The following is a 25,055-nucleotide window of genomic DNA, read 5'->3' on the forward strand; positions in this document are numbered from 1 at the left end:
AACTTCATCGGCCCTCAGGGCAGAAGGAGGGGGCGAGGGCCCGATGCTGAAGTTAGGTTAGCCTAACCTAACTTTGCATCGGATTGTTCCCTCGCCCCCGCGTCGCGCGCAGGTTGTCCGATTCGCGCGTAGGGGATGGCCGCTTCCGGTCTGCGGGCCGTGCGCGGCTCGGGCCGCGGCTCCGTTCCCGGGGGTGCGGGGGTCCGTACTCCGGGGCGTACGACGGCCCGCGCGGCCGTGGGTGGGCCGGATGCGGGCCCAAGGGCTGTCCCGTGATCCCTGGTGGATCAGCGCGCGGCGTCGGATGCGGTGCATCGCAAGGCGGAGGGGCGTCCGCATACCGGATGCATGTGGACGTTCCGGCGGCGCGGCGAGGTGCTGTAGCTGTCGTCGCGCGCCCGCCGGGGGTTACGGGGCGGTCCTCAGTGGTCCGCGGCCGTCGCCGTCTCGCGCAGCTGCTCCTCGCTCATCCCGCGCCGCCAGTACCCGACGAACGTCACGCGCCTGCGGTCGAACCGGCGTTCCTGTACGAGATGGCGGCGCACTGCCCGTACCTGCGACGACTCGCCCGCGATCCAGACGTACGGCGTCCCCTCGGGCAGCTCGGCCGCCCGGACGGCCTCCAGGGCGGAGGGCGCGCCCTCGTCCCGGACGAGCCAGCTGATCCGGGCCTTCGCCGCGGTGTTGAGGGCCTGGCGGTCCTCGGTGTGCTGGACCTCCAGCCAGACCCGGGCCCGCATGCCGGCCGGCAGCCACTCCAGGGCGGCGGACGCGGCGGGCAGGGCGGTCTCGTCGGCCCAGATCAGCACCCAGTCGGTGTCCTGCGGCGGGCGGAAGCGGACGGCGGTGTTGTCCTCGACGGCCGGGCCCAGTGCCTTGAGCGGGGCGCCGGGGGAGGCGGCGGCGGCCCAGCGGCATGCGGGGCCGCCGTCCCCGTGCAGCGCGAAGTCGATGTCGATCTCGGTCGCCCCGTCGGGCGTGTGGCGCTGGGCGCGCACGGTGTACGAACGCATGACGGCCCGTACGTTCTCCGGAAGGGCGCGCCAGGTGGCGAACCAGTTGCCGTCCTCGCCGACCGGAACGACTGGTTCCGCCTGGCCGGGGTGCGGCAGGAACAGCGACAGGCTCTGGTCGCGGCCCCCGGCGGCGAAGCCGTCCAGTCCCGGGCCGCCGAAGGTGACCCGGAGCATGGAGGGTCCGAGCCGTCGGGTCCGCAGGACGGTCAGGTCGAAGAACCGGAAGGGGGCGATGGGGGGTGCGACGGACGTCGTCATGCGGGGGGTCCTCCCAGGAACAGGAAGCGAAGCCGGGAATCGGCCGCCGATGTGTTCGAAGGAAGGTTAGCCTAACCTCATTGAACATTCGAGAGTTGCCCGGCCGCTCACCAGATCAGGACCCCGCCGCCCACCGCCCGCGCCCGCAGGGCGGCGCGGGTGATGTTGGCGAGCCGGGCCACCACGTAGTCCCGTCGGTCGCCGCCGCCTCCGGCGAGCGTCGCGGCGTTTTGGTGGAGCAGTTCGCACTCGGCGAGGAAGTCGACGACGTCCTCCGGGTCCACGTACAGATCGCCGGTGGCCAGCTCCGGGAGGAACCGGGCGCCGAGCATCCGGGCGGCGTCCGATCCCCACAAGGTGGTCCGGCAGATCTCGGTCCCGGCCATGTCGCTGCCGTCCTCCGGGTCGTCGAGAAGACGCGGTCGGCCGTGCTCGTCGTGGACGAAGGTGTGCACCGACAGCGTCATGCCCCGAACTCCTTCCGGCAGCCGTCGAGCCCCTCGACCGTCACCTCGACGGCCCGGTGCTCCTCCCAGCGGTCCCGGTCCAGCCGCAGCCGTTGCAGGGTGACGGGCGCACCCCGTACCGCGGCGACCTCCAGCCCGTCCGGCAGATAGCCCAGTCGCCGCGAGACGCCCAGCGAACGCGGGTTGTCGGTCATCGCGGCCGAGACGGCGGTCCGGGCGCCGAGTCCGGCGAAGGCCAGATGCAGGGCGGCGGCCCGCATCTCGGTGCCGATGCCCCGGCCCTGATGAGCGAGACCCAGCCACGACCCGGTGCTCACCTCACCGGTGACGGCGAAGTCCTTCGCCATCACGTCCTGCCGCCCGACCACCTTCCCCTCGTGCAGCACGGCGAGGCTCAACGCCCAGCTCCGCACGGACCAGTCGGCGACGGTGGCCAGCACGTGCTGGAACACGGCCTTCCCGCGCTCGGCCGGCGGGGCGTCGGTCCAGGGGGCGGTGAACGGCATCTCGGCCGGCGGATGCACCCCGTCGACGGCGACCGACGCGAGGTCGTCCAGCAACTCCAGGTCCGGAAGGCGGAGTTCCAGACGCGGCGTGCGGAGGCGGAGCCCGTACAGGGGCCAGTGCTGCGGTTTCATGGACCGACTCTGCCGCCCCGGTCCGGGCGCTGTCGAACGATTACGGCCCGGTGCACGAGAGCGAGCAGGCTCCCGGTGTCATGCTCCCTGATCCACCCTCCATCGTGCACCCGGCCGTCAGCCGCCGAGGCCGTGGTGACGGCGGGTCGGATCGTCGTCCACGGCGCCCCGGCCCGCGCCCCGGGTACGGCGAAGCGGACCACCGGGGGCTTCTCCAGGAGACCGGCCCGGCATCAGGTACCCGCGCACGGCCCCGGCGGCAGGGGCCGGCCGCGTCGCCGGGCGCCGCACGGGGGCGGTCCCGCAATCGGGAACCGCCCCGTGGTCACTCGTACGTCAGGCCGGCAGACCCAGCTCCCGGGCGATCAGCATCCGCTGCACCTCGCTCGTGCCCTCGCCGATCTCCAGGATCTTGGAGTCGCGCCACATTCTGGCCACCGGGTACTCGTTCATGAAGCCGTAGCCGCCGTGGATCTGGGTCGCCTCGCGGGCGTTGTCCACCGCCACCGAGGACGAGTACAGCTTCGCGATGGCCGCCTCCTTCTTGAACGGTTCGCCCGCCACCAGGCGCGAGGCCGCGTCACGCCAGCCGATCCGGGCCATGTGCGCCCGCGTCTCCATGTCCGCGATCTTGAACTGGATGGCCTGGTTGGCGCCGATCGGCCTTCCGAAGGCGTGGCGCTCCTTGGCGTACTTCACCGACTCGTCCACACAGCCCTGTGCCAGGCCCGTGGACAGGGCGGCGATGGCGATCCGGCCCTCGTCCAGGATGCGCAGGAACTGGGCGTAGCCGCGTCCCTCCTCGCCCAGCAGGTTCCCCAGGGGCACGCGGACGTCGGAGAAGGACAGCTCGCGGGTGTCCGAGGCGTTCCAGCCGACCTTGGAGTACGGGGCGGCGACCGTGAAGCCGGGGGTGCCGGACGGCACGATGATGCAGGAGATCAGCGGGGCGCCGTTCTCCTTGTGGCCGGTCACCGCCGTGACCGTGACCAGTTCCGTGATGTCCGTGCCGGAGTTGGTGATGAAGCACTTGGAGCCGTTGATCACCCACTCGCCCGTCGCCTCGTCGCGCACCGCCGTCGTGCGGGTGCCGCCCGCGTCCGAACCGGCATCCGGCTCGGTCAGGCCGAACGCGCCGAGCGCCTCGCCCGCGCAGAGTTTCGGCAGCCACTGCCGCTTCTGGTCCTCCGTGCCGTAGTGGTACACGGGCATCGCGCCGAGCGAGACCCCGGCCTCCAGCGTGATCGCCACGGACGAGTCGACGCGGGCCAGTTCCTCCAGGGCGATCCCGAGGGCGAGATAGTCGCCGCCCATGCCGCCGTACTCCTCGGGGAACGGCAGCCCGAACAGGCCCATCCGTCCCATCTCCCGCACGATCTCGTACGGGAACTCATGGCGCTCGTAGAAGTCGCCGATCTTCGGGGCGATCACGTCGTGCGCGAACTCCTCGACGGTGCGGCGCAGTTCCTCGTGCTCGGCGGTCAGCCGGTGGTCCAGGGGCATGGCAGTGTCACTCCTTGTGGGACTGGGTGGACCGCACCGAGAGCGCGCGGACGGTACGGGACGGGCTGGGTCGGCCCAGCTGTTCGGCGAGCCACACGCTGGTGGCGGTGAGCGCGTCGAGGTCGACCCCGGTTTCGATGCCGAGGCCGTCGAGCATCCACACGAGGTCTTCGGTGGCGAGGTTTCCGGTCGCGCTCTTCGCGTACGGGCAGCCGCCGAGGCCGCCCGCGGAGGCGTCCACGGTGGTCACACCGTGCTGGAGCGCGGCGAGGGTGTTGGAGAGGGCCTGACCGTACGTGTCGTGGAAGTGCACGCCGATGGTGTCGGTGGGCACACCCTCCTCGTTCAACTCGGAGAGGAGGTCCTGCACATGGCCGGGGGTGGCGACGCCGATGGTGTCGCCGAGGGAGAGTTCGTCGCAGCCGAGGTCCATCAGCGCCTTGGCGACCCGGACGACCTGGTGGACGGGGACGGGCCCCTCCCACGGGTCGCCGAAGCACATCGACAGATAGCCGCGGACATGCACCTTGTCGGCCTTGGCCCGTGCGACGACCGGTTCGAACATGGCGAGCGACTCGTCGACGGTGCGGTTGAGATTGCGGGCCGCGAACGTCTCGGTCGCCGAGCCGAACACGGCGATGCGGCGGGCGCCGAGCGCGAGCGCCCGGTCCAGTCCGCGTTCGTTCGGTACGAGTACGGGCAGGGCGACATCCCCGATGTCTCCCAGAAGCGGGAACAGGTCTTCCGCGTCGGCCAGCTGGGGCACCCACTTCGGGTGCACGAAGCTGGTCGCCTCGATGGTGGTCAGGCCCGACGCGGCGAGGCGGTGGATGAACTCCGCCTTCACCTCGGTCGGCACGACCGCCTTCTCGTTCTGCAGCCCGTCGCGGGCGCCGACCTCGTGGACACGCACCCGTGGGGGCAGGTCCTGGGCGGGCACGGTCATGGGCAGGGTGCGGGGTGTCATGCGTCCTCCCCGGGAGCTCCGGTGGGTGCCACCACGGCCAGGACCTGGTCCATGACGACCGTGGCACCCGCGATGACATCGAGCTCGGTCACGGTCCCGGCGTGCGGGGCGGAGATGACGTGTTCCATCTTCATCGCCTCGACGACGAGCAGGCTCTGACCGGCCACGACCTCGTCCCCGACCGCCACCTTCACGACGGTGACGGTGCCGGGCATGGGCGCGGCGAGCGTGTCCGCCCCGGAACGGGCGGCACCGGCCAGCGCCGCCTCCACCGGGTCGTGGTCCTGGACGTGCCAGGTGTCGCCGTCGCGGCCCAGCCAGGTCCCCTCCGACGAGGCCGCGTGGGCGAACGTGTGGGTGAAACCGGCGAGTTCGATGACGATCCGGTGCGCGGTCAGCTCCACCGTCTTCGCCGTCTCCCTGCCGCCGGGCATCGGGGCCAGCGGACCGCAGGCGCCCGTCGCGGGCTCCGGCGGCTGCGCGCCCTCCCCGACATGGCCGAACGTCAGCTCGGTGCCCGCCGGGCAGGTGCGCAGCGAGACCTGGACGGGGTCGTGGCCCGGGAGCCGGAAGTGGCGCACCGTGCGGGCCGGGGTACCGCCCAGCCGCCAGCCGTTCGCCACCGAGAAGGGGTCCACCCAGGCCGCGGCGGGCTCGGACGCCGGTACGCCCTGCCGCAGCAGTGCCGCCGCCGCGTAGACCTCCTCGGGCACCCCCTCCGGCACCAGCCCGTCGACCTCGCGCTCCACCAGACCGGTGTCCAGATCGCCGGCCACCACGGCCGGGTGGGCGAGCAGCCGGCGCAGGAAGCCCGCGTTCGTCGGGACGCCGAGGATCTCCGTGTCCGCGAGCGCCGCACGCAGCTGGCGCAGGGCGGTGGCGCGGTCGGGGCCGTACGCGATGACCTTCGACAGCATCGGGTCGTACAGGCTGCCGACCTCGCCGCCCGCGCCGAGCCCGGAGTCCGTCCGTACGCCGTTGCCCTGCGGCTCGTTCAGTGCGAGCACCGTGCCGCCGGACGGCAGGAATCCGCGGGACGGGTCCTCCGCGCAGATCCGGGCCTCGATCGCGTGGCCGGTGAGCCCGATGTCCTGCTGCGCGTAGGGGAGCCGCTCGCCCGCCGCGACCCTGAGCTGCCACTCCACCAGGTCGAGGCCGGTGATCAGCTCGGTGACCGGGTGCTCGACCTGGAGGCGGGTGTTCATCTCCATGAAGTAGTACGAGGCGGGGTCGTTGCCCGGGACGATGAACTCCACCGTGCCCGCGCCCACGTATCCGCAGCTGCGGGCCGCCTGGACGGCCGCCTCGCCCATCGCCGCCCGGGTCTCCTCGTCGAGCAGGACGGACGGCGCCTCCTCGATGATCTTCTGGTGGCGGCGCTGGAGCGAGCACTCGCGCTCACCGAGGTGGACCACGTTGCCGTGGGCGTCCGCCAGAACCTGGATCTCGATGTGCCGGGGCCGGTCGATCCACCGCTCCACGAGCAGCGTGTCGTCGCCGAACGAGGCCCGTGCCTCACGCCGTGCGGCGGCGATCTCGTCCGCGAGCAGCGCCGCGTCGCGCACCAGCCGCATGCCCTTGCCGCCGCCGCCCGCCGAGGGCTTCAGCAGCACCGGTGTCCCGATCTCACGGGCGGCGTCGCCCAGCTGGGCATCGCTGAGCCCGCTCCCCGACGAGCCGGGCACCACCGGAACCCCGGCCGCCGCGACCGTCTCCTTGGCCCGGATCTTGTCGCCCATCAGCGAGATGGCGTCGGCGGGCGGACCGATGAACACCAGCCCCGCCTCCGCGCACGCCCGCGCGAAGCCCGCGTTCTCGGCGAGGAACCCGTATCCGGGGTGGACGGCCTGCGCGCCGCTGCGACGGGCCGCGTCCAGCAGCGCGGGCACGCTCAGATAGCTCATCGAGGCGGGCGCGGGCCCGATCCGTACCGCCGTGTCGGCCTCCCGCACATGCCGGGCGTCCGCGTCCGCGTCGCTGAAGACGGCGACCGAGCGGACGCCGAGCTCGCGCAGCGTACGGATGACACGTACCGCGATCTCGCCGCGGTTGGCGACAAGAACGGTGTCGAACATCGTCATCTGTTCCTCACATCCGGAAGACGCCGAAGCCGGGCGCCGCAGGGTCCTTCTGGGGGAGCGGGGCGTTGGCGCACGCGGTCAGGGCGAGCCCCAGCACCTGCCGGGTCTCCATCGGGTCGATCACACCGTCGTCCCAGAGCCGGGCCGTGGCGTAGTACGCGTTGCCCTGGGTCTCGTACTGCTCGCGGATCGGGGCCTTGAAGGCCTCCTCGTCCGCCGTGCTCCAGTCGTCACCCAGCTGGTCGCGCTTGACCGTCGCGAGGACGGACGCGGCCTGCTCGCCGCCCATGACGGAGATCTTCGCGTTCGGCCACATCCACAGGAAGCGCGGCGAGTAGGCCCGCCCGCACATCGAGTAGTTGCCGGCTCCGTAGGAACCGCCGACCACCACCGTCAGCTTCGGCACTCGGGTGCAGGCGACCGCCGTCACCATCTTGGCGCCGTGCTTGGCGATGCCGCCCGCCTCGTAGTCGCGCCCCACCATGAAGCCCGAGATGTTCTGCAGGAAGACCAGCGGGATGCCGCGCTGGTCGCACAGCTCGATGAAATGGGCGCCCTTCTGGGCGGACTCGGAGAACAGGATGCCGTTGTTGGCGACGATGCCGACGGGGTGGCCGTGGATGTGGGCGAAGCCGGTGATCAGCGTCGTCCCGTACTCCGCCTTGAACTCGGCGAACCGCGAGCCGTCCACCACCCGGGCGATCACCTCCCGTACGTCGTACGGCGTCCGGGAATCGACCGGGACGGCCCCGTACAGGCCGGCGGGATCGACCTTCGGCTCCTCGGCCGGCCGCACCGGCCACGGAAGCGTCCCGCGCTCCGGCAACGTGGCCACGATGTTCCGTACGATCCGCAGCGCGTGCGCGTCGTCCTCGGCGAGGTGGTCGGTCACCCCCGACGTACGGGAGTGCACCTCGCCGCCGCCCAGTTCCTCGGCCGTCACGACCTCACCGGTCGCGGCCTTCACCAGCGGCGGACCGCCCAGGAAGATCGTGCCCTGGTTCCGTACGATCACGGCCTCGTCGCTCATCGCGGGGACGTACGCCCCGCCCGCCGTGCACGACCCCAGCACCGCCGCGATCTGCGGGATCCCGGCCCCCGACATCCGGGCCTGGTTGTAGAAGATCCGCCCGAAGTGCTCCCGGTCCGGGAAGACCTCGTCCTGCATCGGGAGGAAGGCCCCGCCCGAGTCGACGAGATACAGGCAGGGAAGCCGGTTCTCCAGGGCCACCTCCTGGGCACGGAGGTGCTTCTTCACCGTCATCGGGTAGTACGTGCCGCCCTTGACGGTGGCGTCATTGGCGACGATCACGCACTCCCGCCCGCTGACCCGGCCGATCCCCGCGATCACCCCGGCCGCCGGGGCGGCGCCCCCGTACAGCCCCTCGGCCGCCAGCGGGGCCAGCTCCAGGAACGGCGACCCCGCGTCGAGCAGGGTGTCCACCCGGTCCCTGGGCAGCAGCTTGCCGCGCGCCACATGCCGCGCGCGGGCCCTCTCACCCCCGCCGAGCCTGGCCGTGGCGAGCCGCTTGCGCAGCTCGTCGGCGAGCGCGTGATGCGCCGCCTCGTTGGCCTGCCAGGCCTCGGAGGCGGGATCGGCCGCGCTCGCCAGCACCGGTGCCTGCTGCATCGTGTCGAGCCCCCTTGCCCGTACCGCAGTGGTTAATGAGCGTTAACGTCTTCCTTCAGGTTAACGACCGCTAACCCGCCTGTCTAGAATCGAATCCATGACCACCAGGACCGACGCCCCCACCCGCCGCGAGCAGATCCTCAAGGAGGCCGCCCGCCTCTTCGCCGAGCGCGGCTTCCACGGCGTCGGCGTCGACGAGATAGGTGCCGCCGTTGGGATCAGCGGCCCCGGCCTCTACCGGCACTTCCCCGGCAAGGACGCGATGCTCGCCGAGCTGCTGGTGGGTATCAGTGAGCGGCTGCTGGCGGGCGGGCGGCTGCGTGTGTCGGAGGACGCGGCCTGTGGGGACGGCTCCCCGCAGGCCCTGCTCGACGCGCTCATCGAGGGGCACATCGACTTCGCCCTCGACGACCGCCCCCTGATCACCCTCCACGACCGCGAGCTGGACCGCCTCCGGGAGGCCGACCGCAAGCGGGTCCGCCAGCTCCAGCGGCAGTACGTCGAGGTGTGGGTGGAGGTGGTCCGCGAGCTGTATCCGGAGCTTCCCGAGCACGAGGCCCGCGCCGCCGTCCACGCCGTCTTCGGGCTCCTGAACTCGACCCCGCACCTGGGCCGCCCCGGCGCGCAGCCGGACCGCGCGGACACGGCGGCACTGCTGCACCGGCTGGCCCGCGGGGCCTTCGAAGCGGCCGCGCGGGCGTAAGGGCTGTTCCGTAGGGCCCGGCAGCGACACTGCCGTGACGCATGGCAGTGGCGCATGGCCGTGGCACCTGCGGCGGATGCGTCGTCATCCCCGTGCGGCACCGTTTTCACCGGCCCTTTGAACATATGAATTTATGTAAAAGGGAGAAGCGGCTCCTCAAATTCTCCTTCCTTTTCCTCGGCGAGCTCCGCAGGACGGAGTGTCGCGATGACCCTCAGGCATATGGTTTGAGCTGTCTCGCCCACGCCTGATGGGGAATTCAAATGAAAACATGTCAGGTTTCGGTCGTTGTCCCCTGCTTCAATGAGGACGAGGTGATCGACGCATTTCACCGTGCGCTGATCTCCGTCCTCGAACCGACGCGGCGGACCTTCGAGATCTGTTATGTCGACGACGGCAGCAGCGACCGCACCAGGATCCGGATCGGATCGCTCGCCACCGCGGACCGACGGGTCCGCTACACCTCCTTCAGCCGCAATTTCGGCAAGGAGGCCGCCATGCTCGCGGGACTGCGCATGTCCCGCGGCGACGCCGTCGTCCTCATGGACGCCGACCTCCAGCACCCGCCCGAACTGCTGCCCCGCATGCTGGAGCTGCGGCGGCGCGGCTACGACCAGGTCGTCGCGCGGCGGGACCGCACGGGCGAAGGTGCCCTGCGTACCGTTCTCAGCGCCGCCTACTACCGGGCGATGGGCCGGTGCATGGACGTCGAGGTCGTCGACGGCGAGGGCGACTTCCGGCTGCTGTCGCGCAACGCCGTGGACGCGGTGCTCGCGCTGCCCGAGACCAACCGGTTCTCCAAGGGGATCTTCTCCTGGATCGGCTTCGACACCGTCAGCTTCACCTACCAGAACACCCAGCGCGCGGCCGGACGCTCGAAGTGGGGCGGCCGACGGCTGCTCAACTACGGGATCGACGGACTGATCTCGTTCAACAGCCGCCCGCTGCGTCTGGCCATCCACGCCGGCCTCGCACTCGCGCTGGCCGCGCTGGGATACGCCCTGTGGATCATCACCGAAGTCGCCCTGCACGGTGTCGGCGTGCCCGGTTACACCACCCTGCTGACGGCCGTCGTCGCGCTCGGCGGAATCCAGCTCGCCACGCTCGGCATCATCGGCGAGTACGTGGGACGCATCTACTACGAGGTGAAACGCCGCCCCCACTACGTGGTGCGCGAAACGGATGAATCCCCGCACGTCCTGCCGGTCGACATTCCGGCAGAGGTCCGTTCGGACCCTCCCGCCACCGGGGGCAGGAGGCCACTCGCGGGACGCACCGGATCGACCGCGATCGGGGCGTCCAGATTCCGTACCGTACGCCAGTTCATCATTTTTGGGATGATCGGCGTCGTCAATACGGCGGTATATCTGGCGGTGTACGTCTCACTGAACACCTGGATTCCCTATCTTGCCGCGCACGTCATCGGATACGCGGTCAGCATCGTGGGATCGTTCCTGCTCAACTCGTACATCACCTGCCGTACGAAGCCGACCTGGCAGGCCTTCGTCCGGTATCCCCTGTCGAGCGTCGTCAATCTCGTGCTCACCGGCGTTCTGCTCTACCTCGGCGTGAGCGGGCTCGGCATGGACAAGAACATCGCCGCCGTGGCCGCGGGAATCCTCGCCACCCCCTTCTCGTTCCTGCTCGCCCGCTGGGCCATCGACTCGGGCGCCGCCCTGGCCCGGCAGAGCACCGGGCCGGCCGAGAGCCCCGCCCGGCCCCCCGTCCCCTGAACCCGTACCCCCCGCACCCCCACCCCCGCATCCCCACCGCCTGAACCTCTCGGCGCGCAAGACGCGAGCAACGTACGAAGGGCACCAGTGCACATGACCGCGGACACGTCCAAGACCGCTGACGCACAGAAGGAGAACGAGGAGTCCCCCCGGGAGGCCCGTCCGGGCCCCGTGCGACGGTGGGCTTCGATCTGGACGGTGGCCCTCACCCTGGTGCCGCTCACCCTGCTCGGCGCGGCCTTCTGGATCGGCCGCCTGGTCCGCCCCGGAGGGGACGACTGGTGCTTCCTCCCGGTCGTACGGGACGACGGCGCCTCCGGGATGATCGCGAAGTTCTTCCTCCACGACAACGGCCGCATCGCCAACGCCTTGCTGGTCATCGCGTACGGATCCTTCGGTGTCGCGGGCCATCAGTGGTTCGCCCTGGTCAGCGGGGTGCTCATGCTGGGCATCCTCTGGGCGCTGACCGCCTCCGCGCTCCGCAGGGCCCGACTGACCGCGCCGCGCGGTCTCGCGCTGCTGGTGGGCGCGATGACGGCGGTGGTCTTCTTCTTCGCGTCGCCCAACCCGTACAAGGCGTTCTACTGGCCCGCCTCCTCCGTCTCGCACACCGTGTCACCGGTGCTGGCCTGCGCCGCCCTGATCCCGATGCTGCGTGCGCGGACCGGGCGGGGACGCGACTTCGCGGTGGGCATCGCCTTCGTCGTCGGCGTCTTCATCGGCACGCTGTCGGAGGAGACGGCGGTCGTCGCGTTCGTCGTGCTCGCCGCCGCGCTGCTGCTCAGCCGCTGGATGGCCCCCGGTACCGGCCGGACCTACGCGCGCTTCTGGTGCGCGTTCGCCTTCGCCGGAGTGGCGGTCGGCTCGGCCATCCTGTACCTGTCGCCCGGCGCACGCGCCCGGCGCGCACGGTTCGGCGCCGACAGCTCCTCCATGTTCGGCCCGGAGGCGCTGATCACGGGGCTGCGGGCGTTCGGGCACATCCTGGGGACGATCCTCACGACCTGGCAGTACGTGGGAGCGCTCGCCGTCGGCGTACTGCTGGGCCTGCTGGTGCGAGGCGCCGGACAGGGAACGGACGGGCCGGCCGGATCCCTGCGCCGCAGGCCCTTCCTCCTGGTCCTCACCGGATGCCTCACCTTCCTGGTCTCCGGGTACCTCTGCACCGTCGTCGCCTACCCCGCCTTCGGGACGAGCGTGGTGATCGCGTCCCGCGTCTGGGGCGACTTCCTCCTCCTGTACGTGATGCTCCTGGTCGGCATCGGCGCGCTGCTGGGACGGGCGCTGCGGGCGCGCCGACCGGGGATCCGTACGGCGACGGCCGTGGCCGCGGGCGCCGTGTGCGCCGTGGCCTGTGTCGGCCTGGCGGTTCCGCTGCTCCACCTGGAGCGGCAGATGGACGTGCGCGCCCAGCGCTGGGACCGCCAGGACCACTTCCTGCGGACAGGGGCGGCGCGCGGTGCCCAGGTGCTTCCGTACACCCCGGTGTCGGTCAGCGGGATGGGGGAGCCGTTCGGCAACCACGGCAAGAACCAGTGGCCGGCGCGGTGCGTCGCCCAGTACTACCACCTGAAGAAGATCACGTACTCGACCCGCCTTTCCTGAGCGGCCGGCCCGTCCGTCGTGCAAGACACCCGGCACACTGCGCACACCTGACGGCACAATGGGTTCATGCCGATACCCAGCCGTGCCGCCCTAGTCGAACATCTCGTCCGTACGCGTATCGCCGGAGACGTCGCCACACCCCGCGACAACAACCTCTCCCACTACCGCAAGCTCGCCAACGGCGACCGCCACTACTGGCTGGGTCTGGAACTGGGCGACCGGTGGCGCGACGAGCAGGACGTGCTGGCCGTGATGGCCGAGCGCTGCGGGGTCAGCGACGACCCGGAGCACCGGTTCGGGCAGGACACCATCGACCCGGAGCTGACGGTCGACGCCCTGGAGCGGATGGCGGCGCGGCTGCGGAAGGCGGCGGCGGGCAGGGAGCGGGTGCTGTTCGCGACGGGGCACCCGGGCGGGCTGCTCGACGTCCACCGGCAGACGGCCCAGGCGCTGCGGGCCGCCGGCTGCGAGATCGTGAGGATTCCCTCGGGGCTGGTGGCCGACGAGGGCATGGTGTTCCAGTTCGCGGACGTCGCGGTGCAGGAGCGCGGCGCGACGCTCTGGCACACCCACTCGCCCGCCCCGATGGCCGCCATCCTGGACGGTCTGGAGCGCGAGGGCCGGCCGCTGCCGGACCTGGTGGTCGCCGACCACGGCTGGGCGGGGTGCGCGGCGCAGCGCGGGCTGGACGCGGTGGGGTACGCGGACTGCAACGACCCGGCGCTGTTCGTCGGCGAGGCGGAGGGGACGCTCCAGGTGGCCGTTCCGCTGGACGACCATGTGCTGGACCCGCGGTTCTACGACCCGCTGACGGACTATCTGCTGGACGCGGCGGGGCTCGTCTGACGCAGGCCGGTCCGCCGCCGACCGGTCCGCGGTCGGCGGCGGGGAACGGATCAGCCCCGGGGGACGCGGACCACGCCCTCCTGGATGACGGTGATCGCCAACCGGCCGTCCTGCGTGTAGATACGGGCCTGGCCGAGCCCGCGCCCGCCGGACGCGGACGGCGACTCCTGGTCGTACAGCAGCCATTCGTCGGCCCGGAACGGCCGGTGGAACCACATCGCGTGGTCCAGGCTCGCCCCGACCACGTCGCCGACCGTCCAGCCCCCGCGCCCATGGGCGAGGAGCACCGAGTCGAGCAGCGTCATGTCGGAGACGTACGTCGCCATGCAGACATGCAGCAACGGGTCGTCCGCGAGCTTGCCGTTGGTGCGGAACCACACCTGGGAGCGGGGTTCGCGCGGTTCGCCGACCGTGCCGAAGGGCGGGGCGTCCACGTACCGCAGGTCGACCGCGGCCCGCGCCTCGATCAGCCGGTCCACGACCCCCGGGTCGCTGAAGCGGTCCGCGTACCGGGGCAGCATCTGCGCGGCCGTGGGCAGGGTCTCCGGGGCAGGGGCGGACGGCATGGCCGCCTGGTGCTCCAGGCCCTCCTCGTACGTCTGGAACGACGCCGAGAGATGGAAGATCGGCTGGCCGTGCTGGACGGCGACGACCCGGCGGGTGGTGAAGGACCGGCCGTCCCGGATGCGGTCGACGCTGTAGACGATCGGCGCGCCGGGGTCCCCCATCCGCAGGAAGTAGGAGTGCAGGGAGTGGGCCGTGCGATCGGCGGGGACGGTACGGCCCGCGGCCACCAGGGCCTGGGCCGCGACCTGGCCGCCGAAGACGCGGGGTACGACCGCCGAGCGGCTGGTACCCCGGAAGATGTCCTGCTCGATCCGCTCCAGGTCGAGCAGATCGAGCAGGGAATCGAGTGCTGAGCTCATGGAAAGAACGTAACCGTTCTACAGGCCCATGGACTTGGCGATGATCGACTTCATGACCTCGCTGGTGCCGCCGTAGATGCGGTTGACCCGGTTGTCCGCGTAGAGACGGGCGATCGGGTACTCGTTCATGTAGCCGTAGCCGCCGTGCAGCTGGAGGCAGCGGTCGATCACGCGGTGCGCGACCTCGGTGCAGAACAGCTTCGCGGAGGCGGCCTCGGCGGCGGTCAGCTCACCGGCGTCGTGGGCCTCGATGGCGCGGTCGCAGACGGCCTCGGCGGCGTCCACCTCGGCCTGGCAGGCGGCCAGCTCGAACTTGGTGTTCTGGAACGACGCGACGGTCTTGCCGAAGACGGTGCGCTCCTGCACGTAGCTCTGGGCGAACCGGACGGCGGCCTTGGCCTGTGCGTACGCGCCGACGGCGATGCCGAGGCGCTCCTGCGGGAGGTTCTGGCCGAGGTACGAGAAGCCCTTGTTCTCCTCGCCGAGGAGGTCCTCGACCGGCACCTTGACGTCGACGAACGCCAGCTCGGCGGTGTCGGAGGTGCGCAGCCCCAGCTTGTCGAGCTTGCGGCCGACCGAGTAGCCCTCGGCCTTGGTGTCGACGACGAGGAGGGAGATGCCGTGCCGGCGGTCGTCCGCCTTGGGGGCGTCCGTACGGGCGCAGACGATGACCCGGTCGGCGTGGACGCCACCGGTGATGAACGTCTTGGCGCCGTTGAGGATGTAGTGCGTGCCGTCCTCGGAGAGCTTGGCGGTGGTCTTCATGCCCGCCAGGTCGGAACCCGTGCCCGGTTCGGTCATGGCGATGGCGTACATCGTCCTGCCGCTGACGAAGTCCGGCAGCCAGCGCTTCTTCTGCTCCTCGGTGGCGTACGCCTTGATGTACGGCAGGCAGAGCAGGACGTGCACGCCGGAGCCGCCGAAGTTGACGGCCGCGCGGGCGCACTCCTCGGAGATGATCGCCTCGAACTTGAAGGACTCCACACCGGCGCCGCCGTACTCCTCCGGCACCTCGATGCCGAATATGCCCAGCTCGGCGAGCTTGTAGTAGAAGTCGCGGGGCACCTGGCCCGCCGCGAACCACTCGTCGTAGACGGGGGCGACCTCGGCCTCGATGAAGGCGCGGATGGTCTCCCGGAACGCCTCGTGGTCCTCGTTGAATACCGTACGGCGCACGGGGTGCCTCCTTGGTCAGCTTCGATCGGCTTCGGGCGAGCTTTCGGGTGAGCTTCGGCCAGGCTGGCTAAGCGCTTGCTCAGTCCTGGTCAAAAGTTACCCGCCGGTCATCGACGCTGTCCAGGGTGATGCTCAGCACGCCCGAGCCGATCTTCCGGCCGCGGACGCGCGGGAGCCCTCCCCGGCCGGCGGCCGGGAAGGGCTCCCGTACGTGCTGCCCGCTCCCGCCTACTGGGGCTTGAAGGAGCGGATCTGGTAGCTCCCCTGGAGGTTGCCGCCGCTTCCGGCGGGGGTGGATCCGACCCGGGAGTTGTAGTTGGTCTTGGTGTAGTACTGAACGCGGTGCCCGGTCCCGTTCCAGACGGAGCGGACGTTCTGGCCCCGCTGGATGAAGGAGCAGTCGTCGGCGGTGTTCGCCCGCTGCTTGTCCGACCACTGGCAGCGGGTACCGCCTCCGTTCCAGTCGCTGTAGATGCAGAAGTAGCCGGGGCTGCAGCTGTAGGACGCCGCGGCGCTCCCGGTGGCGGCGGGCCCGGTCCCGGCGTTCTCGGCGGCTCCGGCCGCGGCGGGCCCGGAGCCGAGGCCCAGGGTCAAGGCGATCGAGGTGACGGCGAGCGCGGCGATGCGGTTCATGACGAAGCCCCTTCATTCCCTTGTGTGATCAAGCAGGCACTCTCGGTGATCATCACCGTGTCACGGCTGTTACCGCTGAAGCCAGGGCGGAGGGAGGGGCGCCCGAAGCGTGCGTCACGGCTCGGGGCGCCCCTGTGTACACCGGCGCGCAGTCGCCGTCCGCCTGCCCGGACCACGGCGTCATAGGGGCAGGCCTCACGAGATCACCGAGTCGGGATCACCGAGTGCGGTAGGCGTCGATGACGGTCTGGGTGAGGGTGTTCCCCTCGGTGTCGGTCAGCGCGGCACGCAAAGAGACGCCGGTGCCCGCGCGCGGGTTGTGGATCTCGACGGCGCCCCGCTCGACCGGGACCCGGGTCCACGAGGTGCCACCGTCCACGGACATCGAGACCGCCAACGAACGTGCGCGTCCGTTCGCGGCGGCGCCCAGCACGGTGACCGGGACACGGAGCGTCGCGTTCGCCGGCGCGGTACCGGTCGGGCTGAGTTCGGGCGAGAACCGCACGGCGCTCGCCGGCACCGGGACCGGACCCCTCGTCGTGTCCGAGGTGAAGGTCCACGACGTGGTCACCCGCGTGGCGACGCCGGGCGCGCCGCCGCGCTTCACCGTGCTGGTGAGCCGGTACGCCGCGCGCCCCGGCGCCACGGTGAACGCGGCCTTCCCGGGGGTGCCGGTCTTCGTCCCGACGCGCACGCCGTTGCGGTGCAGAGTGCTCGACGCCGAGTCGTACGACGGCGCCGACGGCACGTGGCCGTCGCCGTCGGCGAGCAGCGGGACGTCGACGGCGAGCCGGTCACCGTCGCGCACGATACCGGGGCGGTCGGTGAGATCGGGGCCGAAGACGGCGTTGTCGAAGGTGTGGGTGGTCGTGCTTCCGGCGCGTACGGCGATGCCGTCGGCGCTGTAGCGGTTCGATGCCGCGCCGGGCGCGGTGGGGACCCAGTAGGTGATGTCCCAGGTGCCGCGTTCAGGCGTCACGTAGTAGGTGGCGGTCGCGGGGGCCGGCAGGGTCTGGGAGACGCCGAGGGTCGGTCCGGCCGTGGGCTGCAGGTCGACGGTCGCCCGCCCCTCGGTGCCCGGCCGCGCCGCGCCGCGGATCCGCACCGTGGCCAGGTCCTTCGCGGCGGGGTGCCGGACGAGCCCGGTCAGGGCGCGGCTGCCGGTGAAGGTGTGGCCGAGCGCGTAGCCGGCGGTCTCGGTGCTCCAGTAGGAGTCGAACCACTGCTCCACCGATCCGGGTTCGCTGTCGGGGCCCAGGTGTGCGACGCGCAGGTTCGGTGTGCCGTTGACGAGGTTGGTGGTCCGGACCGCGCCGTCGTGCTTGACCTGCACGAACATCACGCTGTGCTGGAAACCCGCGGAGCGGTCGGGCGGAGTCACGTCGACAGGGGCGGTGGTCCGTGCGTCGACGGTGATGGTGGAGTCGTGGTCGAGGTCGAGGCGCGGCTGGACGACCCAGTCCGTGCCCTCCGCCGCCGTGCCGGTGGTCAGGGCACTGTCCAGGAGGTACCGGCCCTTGGGCAGACGCACGGTGGTCGTGCCGGAGGCGTCGTACGGCTGGACGGCCTCGTCGGCACCCGGCCCGGAGACTCCGGTGACATGGGTGGTGTAGTCCGCCGTCTTGTGGCCGGTGCGGTCGAGGTGATTGATCGTGAGGGTGTACGTCGCCGGCTCCGCGGCGAAGGCGGCGGTGTTCCACGCGGGCGTCGTGCTGCCGACCAGGGCGACGGCGAGAGCGAGTGTCCGGAGCGCGCTCCGGCGGGATACGGAAGAACTGTTCATGACTTGCACTGCGCTGCCGGGCGGCGGCGTTCCCGTGAGCTGAGTCACACGGGCTGCGGGGTGTGATCCCGGGGCGGCATGCGTGTGGCGCACGTCACCGGAACCGGCGCAACGGGCGCGGCAGTGCAGAGTGTGGAATCACTCATGAGGAACCGCTTCCGCCGCGGAGACCGCGACGCCCTGGGGGAGCTGTACGACGAGCACGCCCAAGCGGTGTACCGCTATGCCCTGCGGGTGACGGGCAACTGGGCGGAGGCCGAGGACGTCGTCTCGTCGACCTTCCTGGAAGCGTGGCGCAGCCGCGAGAAGCTGCGTCCCGACGGGGACGGTCTGCGCCCGTGGCTGCTGGGCATCGCCACCAACATCATGCGCCGCAACGCACGCACCCGCCGAAGCCGCGAGATCGCGCTCGCCCGCGTCCCGGAACGCGGCTCGATCCCGGACTTCGCCGACGACCTCGTCACGCACCTCGCGGACACCGAGCAACTGCGGGCCGCGCACGCCGCTCTCGCCCGACTGCGGCGCCGGGACCGGGAGGTCTTCACGCTGGTGGTGTGGGCCGGCCTGGACTACGCGGCAGCGGCCGAGGCGCTCGGCGTGGCGGTCGGCACCGTCCGGTCGCGCCTGTCCCGCGCCCGTACCCGACTGCGCGAGCTCACCGAGGCCGAAACCCGCGCCACACGCGCGCCGGACGCACGGGCCGGAACCGACAGGCCACCCGCGGCGGGAAACAGAGCCCCCGCCGCGACCACCACCCCCGACAAGCCACTGCCGGGCCGCGCCCCCGTGGCCCCGTTGCTGACCCAGGAGAACCACAGATGAACTTCACCTCGCGGCGCCGTACGCACCACCGGTCCGAGGAGACCGAAGGTCCCGGCCTCACCGCACTGCTGCCCCCGCCGTCGGTCCCCGGCCTGGACCCCGACCGTGAACTGCTGCTGAAGGAAGCGCTGCTGCGCGAGGCCGCCGTCGCCGAACCGCGTGGCGGCCTCGCCCCCCGGGCCGCGCGCCCGCGCCGACGTCTGGTCCGGGTCATGGTGCCCGCTGTCGCCTGCGCCCTGGCGGTCGGCGGCGTCGTGGTGGTCAACCTCGCGGACGCGCCGGGGCGCGGCACCACCGCGGCCCCGGGCGACCGCACCCCCGGCACGTCCGAAGCGGCACAGCTGCTCGACCGCATCGCGCTCGCCGCCGCCGGGGAGAAGCAACCGACGGTCCGCGACGACCAGTTCGTGTACATCGAGAGCAAGGTCGCCTTCGCCGGACAGAGCGCCGGAGGCGGCGAGGTGACCATGCCTCCCGCACACACGCGGCAGGTGTGGCTGTCCGCCGACGGCAGCCGCCCCGGCCTGCTGCGCGAGGAGGGCGAGCCCGACTCCTCGCTCGGTGACGACGCACCGGTCTACGACCTCGACCGCCGAGGGGCGACACCCCGGCCCCGCACCGCGCACAAGAAGGCCGCGTCGATCAGCGACCCGACGCACAAGTACGTCGCGTCGCTGCCCACCGACCCGGACGCCCTGCTGAAGCTGATCCGGGACGAGACCCGCGGGCAGGGCCAGGACCCGGACCAGCGAGCGTTCACCGCGATCGGCGACCTGCTGGCCGAGACCTGGGCACCCCCGCAGGTCGGCGCCGCGCTCTACAAGGCCGCCGCGAAGATCCCCGGAGTCACGGTGATCGATGCGGCCACCGACGCCGCAGGACGCGAGGGCGTCGCCGTCGCCCGTACGGCACACGGGCAGCAGACGCAGTGGGTCTTCGACCGGACCACGTACGCGTTCCTCGGTGAGCGCACGGTCCTCACCGAATCCGGCGACGCCGGCCCGGCCGGAACCGTTGTCGGCACCTCCGCGGTCCTCACCCGAGCCGCGGTCGACCGTACCGGCGAGACTTCCGCCCCGACGACGGCGTAACACGGCAGCGCCGCACACTCGTACGGCACGAACAGCCCCGCCCCGGTCCGCCTTCGCTGCGGGCCGGGACGGGGCGTTCAGGCGGGGAAGGTGCCGTCCTTGACCGCGGCGACGAAGGCCGACCAGCCGACTGCCGGGAAGACGAGGGCGGGGCCGTGCGGGGCCTTGGAGTCGCGGACGGGGACGCCGGAGGGGTGACCGTCCAACACCTCGACACAGCTGCCGGATTCGCTTCCGCTGTGCGACGACTTGCGCCAGCCGCTGAGCGTCGATGCGTCCAGGACGGTGCGGTCAGTCATGGTGTGCGTATTCCTTCACTGTCGCCCTCAGCAGGGCTTGTGACTCCTTCAGCGGCAGGGCGTCGCTCAAAGCGAGATCGTAGCGGCTCTGCAACTGCCTCACCACGGACGGAGAGTCATGCACCTTCCCCATGCGTAGGGCCTCGCTGTACGCCACGGGCGGTTGGTCCTCGAACCACATCAGGGTGAGCATGCTCTCCATGAGCGGGTGAAAGCCCAGCGCGAAGGGCAGTACGTGCACACGGATCCGCTCGGTCTCGGCCAGTCGGACGATGTGCATGAGCTGCTCCGCCATGACGCCCGGCCCGCCTACGGGGCGATGCAGCACCGCCTCGTCGAGCAACGCCCAGACTACGGGCGTCACGGGATCATTCAGGATCTTGGCTCGTTCCAGGCGTGTGACGACGTGCTTGTCACGCTCTTCGTCGCTCTTGGGCGGGAACGCTGGGCCGAGCACCGCGCGAGCGTATCGCTCCGTCTGAAGGATGCCGGGCACGAAGTTCAGAGCGAACTCCCTGATCATCGTGGCCTGCTGTTCGAGCTGGCGCGCGGGCTCGAAGAAGTCGGCGATCGTGCCGTCATTCTTGCCCGGCAGGAAACTGCTCAGTACGTTCCCCGTGTTGAGGGCTTTGTCCAGGCGCCGGGCGTCCTCCTCCGACGGGATGCGGCGCCCCGCCTCGATGTGTGAGATGTGCGACCGCGTCATGATCGCCGCGTCGGCCAGCTCCTGCTGCGTCAGTCCGGCCGCTTCCCGCTGAGCCTTCAACCAATCGCCATAGGTATTACTCATGGTCAACTCCCGTGCGCCAAAGGGCCTGTCACCTGGAACCCCCTGGCGAGCCTAGTCCGCACCGTCTCACTCTGTGAGTGGATCACTACACAGCGGTGGCTCGCCCGGACGTCGGCCGCCGCCGTCGCACGGTCCGGAAAACGCCCCTCTACCTCAACGGAGTTGACGACGTGCTGCGCTGTATCGCCGATGCTTTTGAGCCGCTGCTGCGGTTCCGGTGGCCCGCCCTGAAGTGCCACCGGCCCATGGACTCGTATCGCGCCGTGCCTCCCGCGGGCGTACGCCCCACTCCGGACATCGGCATCGCGCCTCGCCCGATCCATGGTGTCGAGGTGACCGCGTGATCGCCCCGAACGCCCCGGGCTCCGATTCGGTGCGTCTGCTTCCGTGGTCCGGCGTGGACGGCAACCCGTGTTACGTCATCGGTGACGGGACCGGATACGTCTCCCGCGTCGCCGACAATGTCGAGAGCGTGCAGCTCGGCATGGCCGCCGAACTCCTCGACCACGTCGACGACATGCTCGGCGATTCCGAGGTCACGTCGGTGCAGCTCCGCTATGTCGTGGCCCGCATGGCCGAGGCGCTGCGCGATGTGTGCCGCGTCGCCGAGAGCCGAGGCCTTCGTCTCCGGACCTCCGGCCGGGGTCCCGGCGACCCGGACGCCGGCCCGTGCCCTTCGGAGTCCTGAACCACCCTGAATCCACCATGCCCGGCCCGGTGATGCCCCTCGCGTCCTGGGCCGGAGGCGGCTGCGAAGCCCTCGGGGAAGATCCGTGGTGACGGAATCGGCGAGCGGGTCCGAGTGCGCATGACGGTCTCACCGGGGGTGGCCGTGCACGCCGATCCGTGCGACGGCGCAATCGACCACGTGCGTTTTCCTCGTGGGCGCGCCAAGCGCACCCCTGTTCATAATGTGACTAATTGAAATATCTCTTTCAGTTGGTGGTAAAGCGGGAAATAGGTGGGTGAAGGGCCAGGGAGGCCCGACACCATTGAGCAGGACGGCTTCGGCCCCCGACCCCCGCGCATCCGGCTCGACCGGCGAGCGTTGCTGACTCCACCGCATCCCGTGAACCCGCGGGCGACACAACGCGAAACCAAGGGATTCTCCCGATATCCGAATGCGCCCGCGAGAGCACGCCGCGGTCCGTGAGGGGTCCTGCCACGCCGGAACCACGACACACGGAGGTGCCATGCCGAGGGTGGAGCACCCGGAGGCGCGCTGGGTACAGGTGAACCTGGCCCCGCGGTCGAGTGCGTGGCCGCGCCTGTACGCCTGGCTCGCCGACACCGCGCGCGACCTCCTCGGCGCGCACACTGCACACGCCTTCTTCTTCATGCACAAGCCGCCGGGGTTGTGCGTGCGCTTCCAGGCGTTCGGGGCGGACGACGCCGTGGGACTGCGGGTCGAACTCCGGGGCCGCTTGACGGAGTTCGACGGGCTCATCGCCCCGCCGGTGTACGTGGTGTACGAGCCGGAGTCCTACCTCTTCGGCGGTCCCGCCTCCATGCCGTGGGTGCATGAGGTGTTCACGGCGGACTCGCTGGCCTGGCTCGACCACCACGCCCGGCGCTGGGACGGCGACGGGCAGGTACCGGCCGACTGGCGGCTCTCCCTCCTGCTGCTCCGCGAGATGTTCGACGGCCTGGGGATCGTCGGCCGGGAACACCGGGGCGTCTGGGAGGCGGTGCTTGCGGACACCGGACCCGCCCTGGCCGGCGGCCCCCGGGACGTCGCGCTCCGCCAGGCCGCCCAGGGCATCCGCATCCACTGGAAACGGCCACGCGCACAACTGCTGGACGGGACGCCGGAGGCCTGGCGCACGTCGCAGGAGCTCCACGGTGAGGCGGTGCGCCGGGCCGCGGATCGCTGGCGCACCGGCTACTTCGAGTCCGGTGGCGCGGTGCGTGGACCACGTCGCGCCGCCGCCCACGCCGTGATCTTCCACTGGAACCGGGGACGGCTGTCGTACGCCCGGCAGAGCCTGGTCGCCGAGGCCCTGGCCGACGTCGGGGTGGTGGACTGACATGGCCGAAGTCCGAATCCGCTCCCGTCATGCCGCGACCGAGGGCAAGCTCCTCGGCCGTACCGCTCCGGTGCGCGCCTCCGCGGCCCCTGTTCGACCATGTCGACGCGGTCGAGCGGCGGACAACAACCGCTGACGGCTCTCCCCCCGGACATCACCTGCCCACCGCTGAGTTGAACCAAGCCACCCGGACCCGATCCGCGTGGCTCCCCCGACCAGGAGCTCCGATGCACCCAGGCAGCCAGGCCCCGCCGCGTCGCGCGGCTCTCGACGGCGCCGTCCGGATCGCCGTCCGACTTCTCGACGATTTCTCCGACGGAGAGCATGCGACGCCCGACCCCGGCATTCCCGTACTGGCCTGTCTGGTCGCCGGGACGCGCGGTCCGGCGGCGCGGACACCCGACCCCGCGGCCGCTGAGAGCGCCGGACGCGCGGTGGCCGCGTGGGCGCAGGCCATCGGTCGCGGCGCCTCCCACTGCGGGCTGTACGACGGCGGGATGGCCGGAACCCTCGTCGGCCTGCGACTCGGCGCCCGCATCCACCCACCACTGCACCGCGCCGCCGACCGGCTGCGCGACCATCTGCTGGACAGGGCGGGGGCGCGCCCCTGGCGGGCGGCGGACGTCGGCCTGTCCGACTACGACCTCATCAGCGGCCCGTCCGGCACCCTGCTGGCCCTCTGCGTCGGCGAGCCCCAACCGAGACGTAGTCAACTACGTACTTTCACAGCTCACTTGACCGAGCTGTGCGACAGCGGTGACCTGCGCCGACTGCGCGTCGGCCAGTACTCCGGTCACCCGAGTCCGGGCTGGATGCAGGGCCGGGTGAACACCGGGACGGAGCACGGCGTGGCGGGGCTCGTCGCCGCGCTCACCGCCGCCGTCCGCCGCGTCGGCCCGGAGCAGGAGCTGCTGGACGCCCTGCGCGGGGCCACCCGTTGGCTGGTACGGCAGTCCTTCGACGACGACCGGTCCATCCGGAGCTGGGACCCGGCCGGACTCGACGGCCTGCCTCCTTCCGGGGCACGAGCCCGTCAGGCATGGTGTTACGGCACTCCCGGTGTGACCTGGGCGCTGTGGGACGCGGCCGACGCCATGGGCGACCGGTCGACGGCCGACTGGGCGGCGACCGCGTTCACCACCCTCGCGGAGCGGTACGACGAGGACACCGACCTGTTCGGTGATCCTCTGACGGACCGACTCGGGCTGTGCCACGGCGCCGCCGGCGTGCTGGCGGTGGCGGACGCGTTCCACCGCTGGGCCGGCCTGCTGGCCGCCGGCGCCCTTCGTGACCGCCTGGCCGATCACCTGGGCCGACGACTTTCGGCGGCGCTCACCTCCGGCGAACCCCGAACCACCCGGCCCGGTCGGGCCTCGGCAGCTCGGACCTCCCTGCTCGACGGAGCCCCGGGCGCACTGAGCGCCCTCCTCACCGCCGACCACAACGCCTCGCGCGACTGGCTGCCCTGCCTCGGGCTGCGGTAATGACGCCAGCACCCGACCACGCCACAGCCGCCGCCCGCGCGTGTGAAGGCACTCGGCCCGGCACGGCAAGGACCCTTTGTCCCGGCGCGGTTGGCACGGCCTGCGCGAAGCGCCCTCTGCGCTCGCCCGCGCGTGGAAGTGCTCTCTCCGCTCGCCCGTGTGTGAGGTGCGGTGGCGAACTCGCCGGTCCTGGAACGCTCCTGGAGTGCTACGGGCACGTCCTGCGAGTCGGCCTCGGCGTGATTCCGGGGTGTGAGCGCCGTCGGCAACTCGACAGACAACGCCTCGCTCCGGTGGCTGGTCCAGGACGTCGATGAGTATCAACAGGTCAGTAATAAAACATGAATGCGTTTTCGTCATGACAGGGAAGGCCCCGACGAATGGACCATCCGTGTGCCTGCGTGCATGGTCTTGCGGGTGCTGCCATGGCTCCGGATGGCGGCGCTGGTACTCCTGAGGGCTGTCCCGTAACCCCCGGCGGGCGCGCGACGACAGCTACGGCACCTCGCCGCGTTGTCGGAATGTCCACATGCATCCAGTGTGCGGACGCCCCTCCGCCTTGCGATGCACCGCATCC

General features: G+C 71.2%; 23 protein-coding genes. 10 read left to right on the top strand and 13 right to left on the bottom strand.

All coding sequences use genetic code 11. The features are described 5' to 3' along the window. Positions 1–422: 422 nt before the first annotated feature. From ACIQCZ_RS07935 to ACIQCZ_RS07965, 7 genes are all read right to left on the bottom strand, one after another. The gene (locus ACIQCZ_RS07935) at positions 423–1,274 is read right to left on the bottom strand and encodes a siderophore-interacting protein (protein ID WP_402280592.1); all 852 of its coding nucleotides are present in this window, start codon (positions 1,272–1,274) and stop codon (positions 423–425) included. 107 nt (positions 1,275–1,381) lie between these two features. Continuing rightward, positions 1,382–1,741 (bottom strand): hypothetical protein, encoded by a 360-nt coding sequence (locus ACIQCZ_RS07940; protein WP_402280593.1) that lies wholly within the window; start codon positions 1,739–1,741, stop codon positions 1,382–1,384. Continuing rightward, entirely contained in the window at positions 1,738–2,379 is a 642-nt protein-coding gene (locus ACIQCZ_RS07945; protein WP_402280595.1) for a GNAT family N-acetyltransferase, read from the bottom strand. Before ACIQCZ_RS07945 ends, ACIQCZ_RS07940 begins: the two co-directional genes overlap by 4 nt. 336 nt (positions 2,380–2,715) lie before the next feature. Further along, the gene (locus ACIQCZ_RS07950) at positions 2,716–3,882 is read right to left on the bottom strand and encodes an acyl-CoA dehydrogenase family protein (RefSeq protein ID WP_402280596.1); all 1,167 of its coding nucleotides are present in this window, start codon (positions 3,880–3,882) and stop codon (positions 2,716–2,718) included. Between the two features lie 7 nt (positions 3,883–3,889). Next, entirely contained in the window at positions 3,890–4,849 is a 960-nt protein-coding gene (locus ACIQCZ_RS07955) for a hydroxymethylglutaryl-CoA lyase (protein ID WP_402280597.1), read from the bottom strand. Next, entirely contained in the window at positions 4,846–6,930 is a 2,085-nt protein-coding gene (locus tag ACIQCZ_RS07960) for a biotin carboxylase N-terminal domain-containing protein (protein ID WP_402280599.1), read from the bottom strand. The genes ACIQCZ_RS07955 and ACIQCZ_RS07960 overlap by 4 nt, the downstream gene beginning before the upstream one ends. 7 nt (positions 6,931–6,937) lie before the next feature. Next, entirely contained in the window at positions 6,938–8,560 is a 1,623-nt protein-coding gene (locus ACIQCZ_RS07965; RefSeq protein WP_376270262.1) for a carboxyl transferase domain-containing protein, read from the bottom strand. A 97-nt stretch (positions 8,561–8,657) separates the two neighbouring features. On the opposite strand from ACIQCZ_RS07965, the gene ACIQCZ_RS07970 reads away from it, so the two are divergent. The 4 genes from ACIQCZ_RS07970 (at position 8,658) to ACIQCZ_RS07985 (ending at position 13,447) form a co-directional block, all read left to right on the top strand. Continuing rightward, entirely contained in the window at positions 8,658–9,263 is a 606-nt protein-coding gene (locus ACIQCZ_RS07970; protein WP_351082640.1) for a TetR/AcrR family transcriptional regulator, read from the top strand. Positions 9,264–9,526: 263 nt separating this feature from the next. Beyond that, the gene (locus ACIQCZ_RS07975; RefSeq protein ID WP_402280600.1) at positions 9,527–10,996 is read left to right on the top strand and encodes a glycosyltransferase; all 1,470 of its coding nucleotides are present in this window, start codon (positions 9,527–9,529) and stop codon (positions 10,994–10,996) included. Positions 10,997–11,089: 93 nt separating this feature from the next. Then, on the top strand, positions 11,090–12,601 hold the full coding sequence (locus ACIQCZ_RS07980) for a DUF6056 family protein (protein ID WP_402280601.1): 1,512 nt from the start codon (positions 11,090–11,092) through the stop codon (positions 12,599–12,601). 66 nt (positions 12,602–12,667) lie between these two features. Beyond that, positions 12,668–13,447 (top strand): phosphatase, encoded by a 780-nt coding sequence (locus ACIQCZ_RS07985; protein WP_402280602.1) that lies wholly within the window; start codon positions 12,668–12,670, stop codon positions 13,445–13,447. A 50-nt stretch (positions 13,448–13,497) separates the two neighbouring features. Here the strand turns inward: ACIQCZ_RS07985 and tesB are convergent, their stop codons facing one another. From tesB to ACIQCZ_RS08005, 4 genes are all read right to left on the bottom strand, one after another. Further along, complete coding sequence (gene tesB / locus ACIQCZ_RS07990) at positions 13,498–14,373, bottom strand: acyl-CoA thioesterase II (protein WP_402280604.1); 876 nt, start codon at positions 14,371–14,373, stop codon at positions 13,498–13,500. 18 nt (positions 14,374–14,391) lie between these two features. After that, positions 14,392–15,549 carry an acyl-CoA dehydrogenase family protein gene (locus ACIQCZ_RS07995; protein WP_351082649.1) on the bottom strand — a complete coding sequence of 386 codons (1,158 nt, stop codon included), beginning with the start codon at positions 15,547–15,549 and terminating at the stop codon, positions 14,392–14,394. A 228-nt stretch (positions 15,550–15,777) separates the two neighbouring features. After that, complete coding sequence (locus ACIQCZ_RS08000) at positions 15,778–16,182, bottom strand: peptidase inhibitor family I36 protein (RefSeq protein WP_402280605.1); 405 nt, start codon at positions 16,180–16,182, stop codon at positions 15,778–15,780. Between the two features lie 217 nt (positions 16,183–16,399). Further along, positions 16,400–17,965, bottom strand: coding sequence for a serine protease (locus ACIQCZ_RS08005; protein ID WP_402280606.1), 1,566 nt, complete (start codon positions 17,963–17,965; stop codon positions 16,400–16,402). 144 nt (positions 17,966–18,109) lie between these two features. On the opposite strand from ACIQCZ_RS08005, the gene ACIQCZ_RS08010 reads away from it, so the two are divergent. Together ACIQCZ_RS08010 and ACIQCZ_RS08015 are read left to right on the top strand one after the other, a co-directional pair. Then, a complete protein-coding gene (locus tag ACIQCZ_RS08010; protein WP_402280607.1) occupies positions 18,110–18,787 on the top strand; it encodes an RNA polymerase sigma factor in 678 nt (225 codons plus the stop codon). Further along, entirely contained in the window at positions 18,784–19,878 is a 1,095-nt protein-coding gene (locus tag ACIQCZ_RS08015) for a CU044_5270 family protein (RefSeq protein ID WP_402280609.1), read from the top strand. Before ACIQCZ_RS08010 ends, ACIQCZ_RS08015 begins: the two co-directional genes overlap by 4 nt. Before the next feature lie 77 nt (positions 19,879–19,955). Here ACIQCZ_RS08015 and ACIQCZ_RS08020 read toward each other — a convergent pair whose 3' ends face one another. Continuing rightward, entirely contained in the window at positions 19,956–20,177 is a 222-nt protein-coding gene (locus ACIQCZ_RS08020) for a DUF397 domain-containing protein (RefSeq protein WP_389635828.1), read from the bottom strand. Next, positions 20,170–20,967: a helix-turn-helix domain-containing protein gene (locus ACIQCZ_RS08025; protein WP_376209730.1), complete on the bottom strand. Its 798-nt coding sequence runs from the start codon at positions 20,965–20,967 to the stop codon at positions 20,170–20,172. Before ACIQCZ_RS08025 ends, ACIQCZ_RS08020 begins: the two co-directional genes overlap by 8 nt. Positions 20,968–21,044: 77 nt before the next feature. Between ACIQCZ_RS08025 and ACIQCZ_RS08030 the strand changes: the two genes are divergently transcribed. The 4 genes from ACIQCZ_RS08030 (at position 21,045) to ACIQCZ_RS08045 (ending at position 24,478) form a co-directional block, all read left to right on the top strand. After that, positions 21,045–21,311: a hypothetical protein gene (locus tag ACIQCZ_RS08030; RefSeq protein WP_402280612.1), complete on the top strand. Its 267-nt coding sequence runs from the start codon at positions 21,045–21,047 to the stop codon at positions 21,309–21,311. Beyond that, positions 21,308–21,655: a hypothetical protein gene (locus ACIQCZ_RS08035; protein WP_402280613.1), complete on the top strand. Its 348-nt coding sequence runs from the start codon at positions 21,308–21,310 to the stop codon at positions 21,653–21,655. The genes ACIQCZ_RS08030 and ACIQCZ_RS08035 overlap by 4 nt, the downstream gene beginning before the upstream one ends. A gap of 505 nt (positions 21,656–22,160) precedes the next feature. Then, positions 22,161–22,994 (top strand): thiopeptide-type bacteriocin biosynthesis protein, encoded by an 834-nt coding sequence (locus ACIQCZ_RS08040; RefSeq protein ID WP_402280615.1) that lies wholly within the window; start codon positions 22,161–22,163, stop codon positions 22,992–22,994. A 227-nt stretch (positions 22,995–23,221) separates the two neighbouring features. Further along, a complete protein-coding gene (locus tag ACIQCZ_RS08045) occupies positions 23,222–24,478 on the top strand; it encodes a lanthionine synthetase LanC family protein (RefSeq protein WP_402280617.1) in 1,257 nt (418 codons plus the stop codon). The last annotated feature ends 577 nt before the right edge of the window (positions 24,479–25,055 follow it).

Origin of the sequence: Streptomyces sp. NPDC093149 (assembly GCF_044754145.1) — a bacterium.
GTDB lineage: Bacteria > Actinomycetota > Actinomycetes > Streptomycetales > Streptomycetaceae > Streptomyces.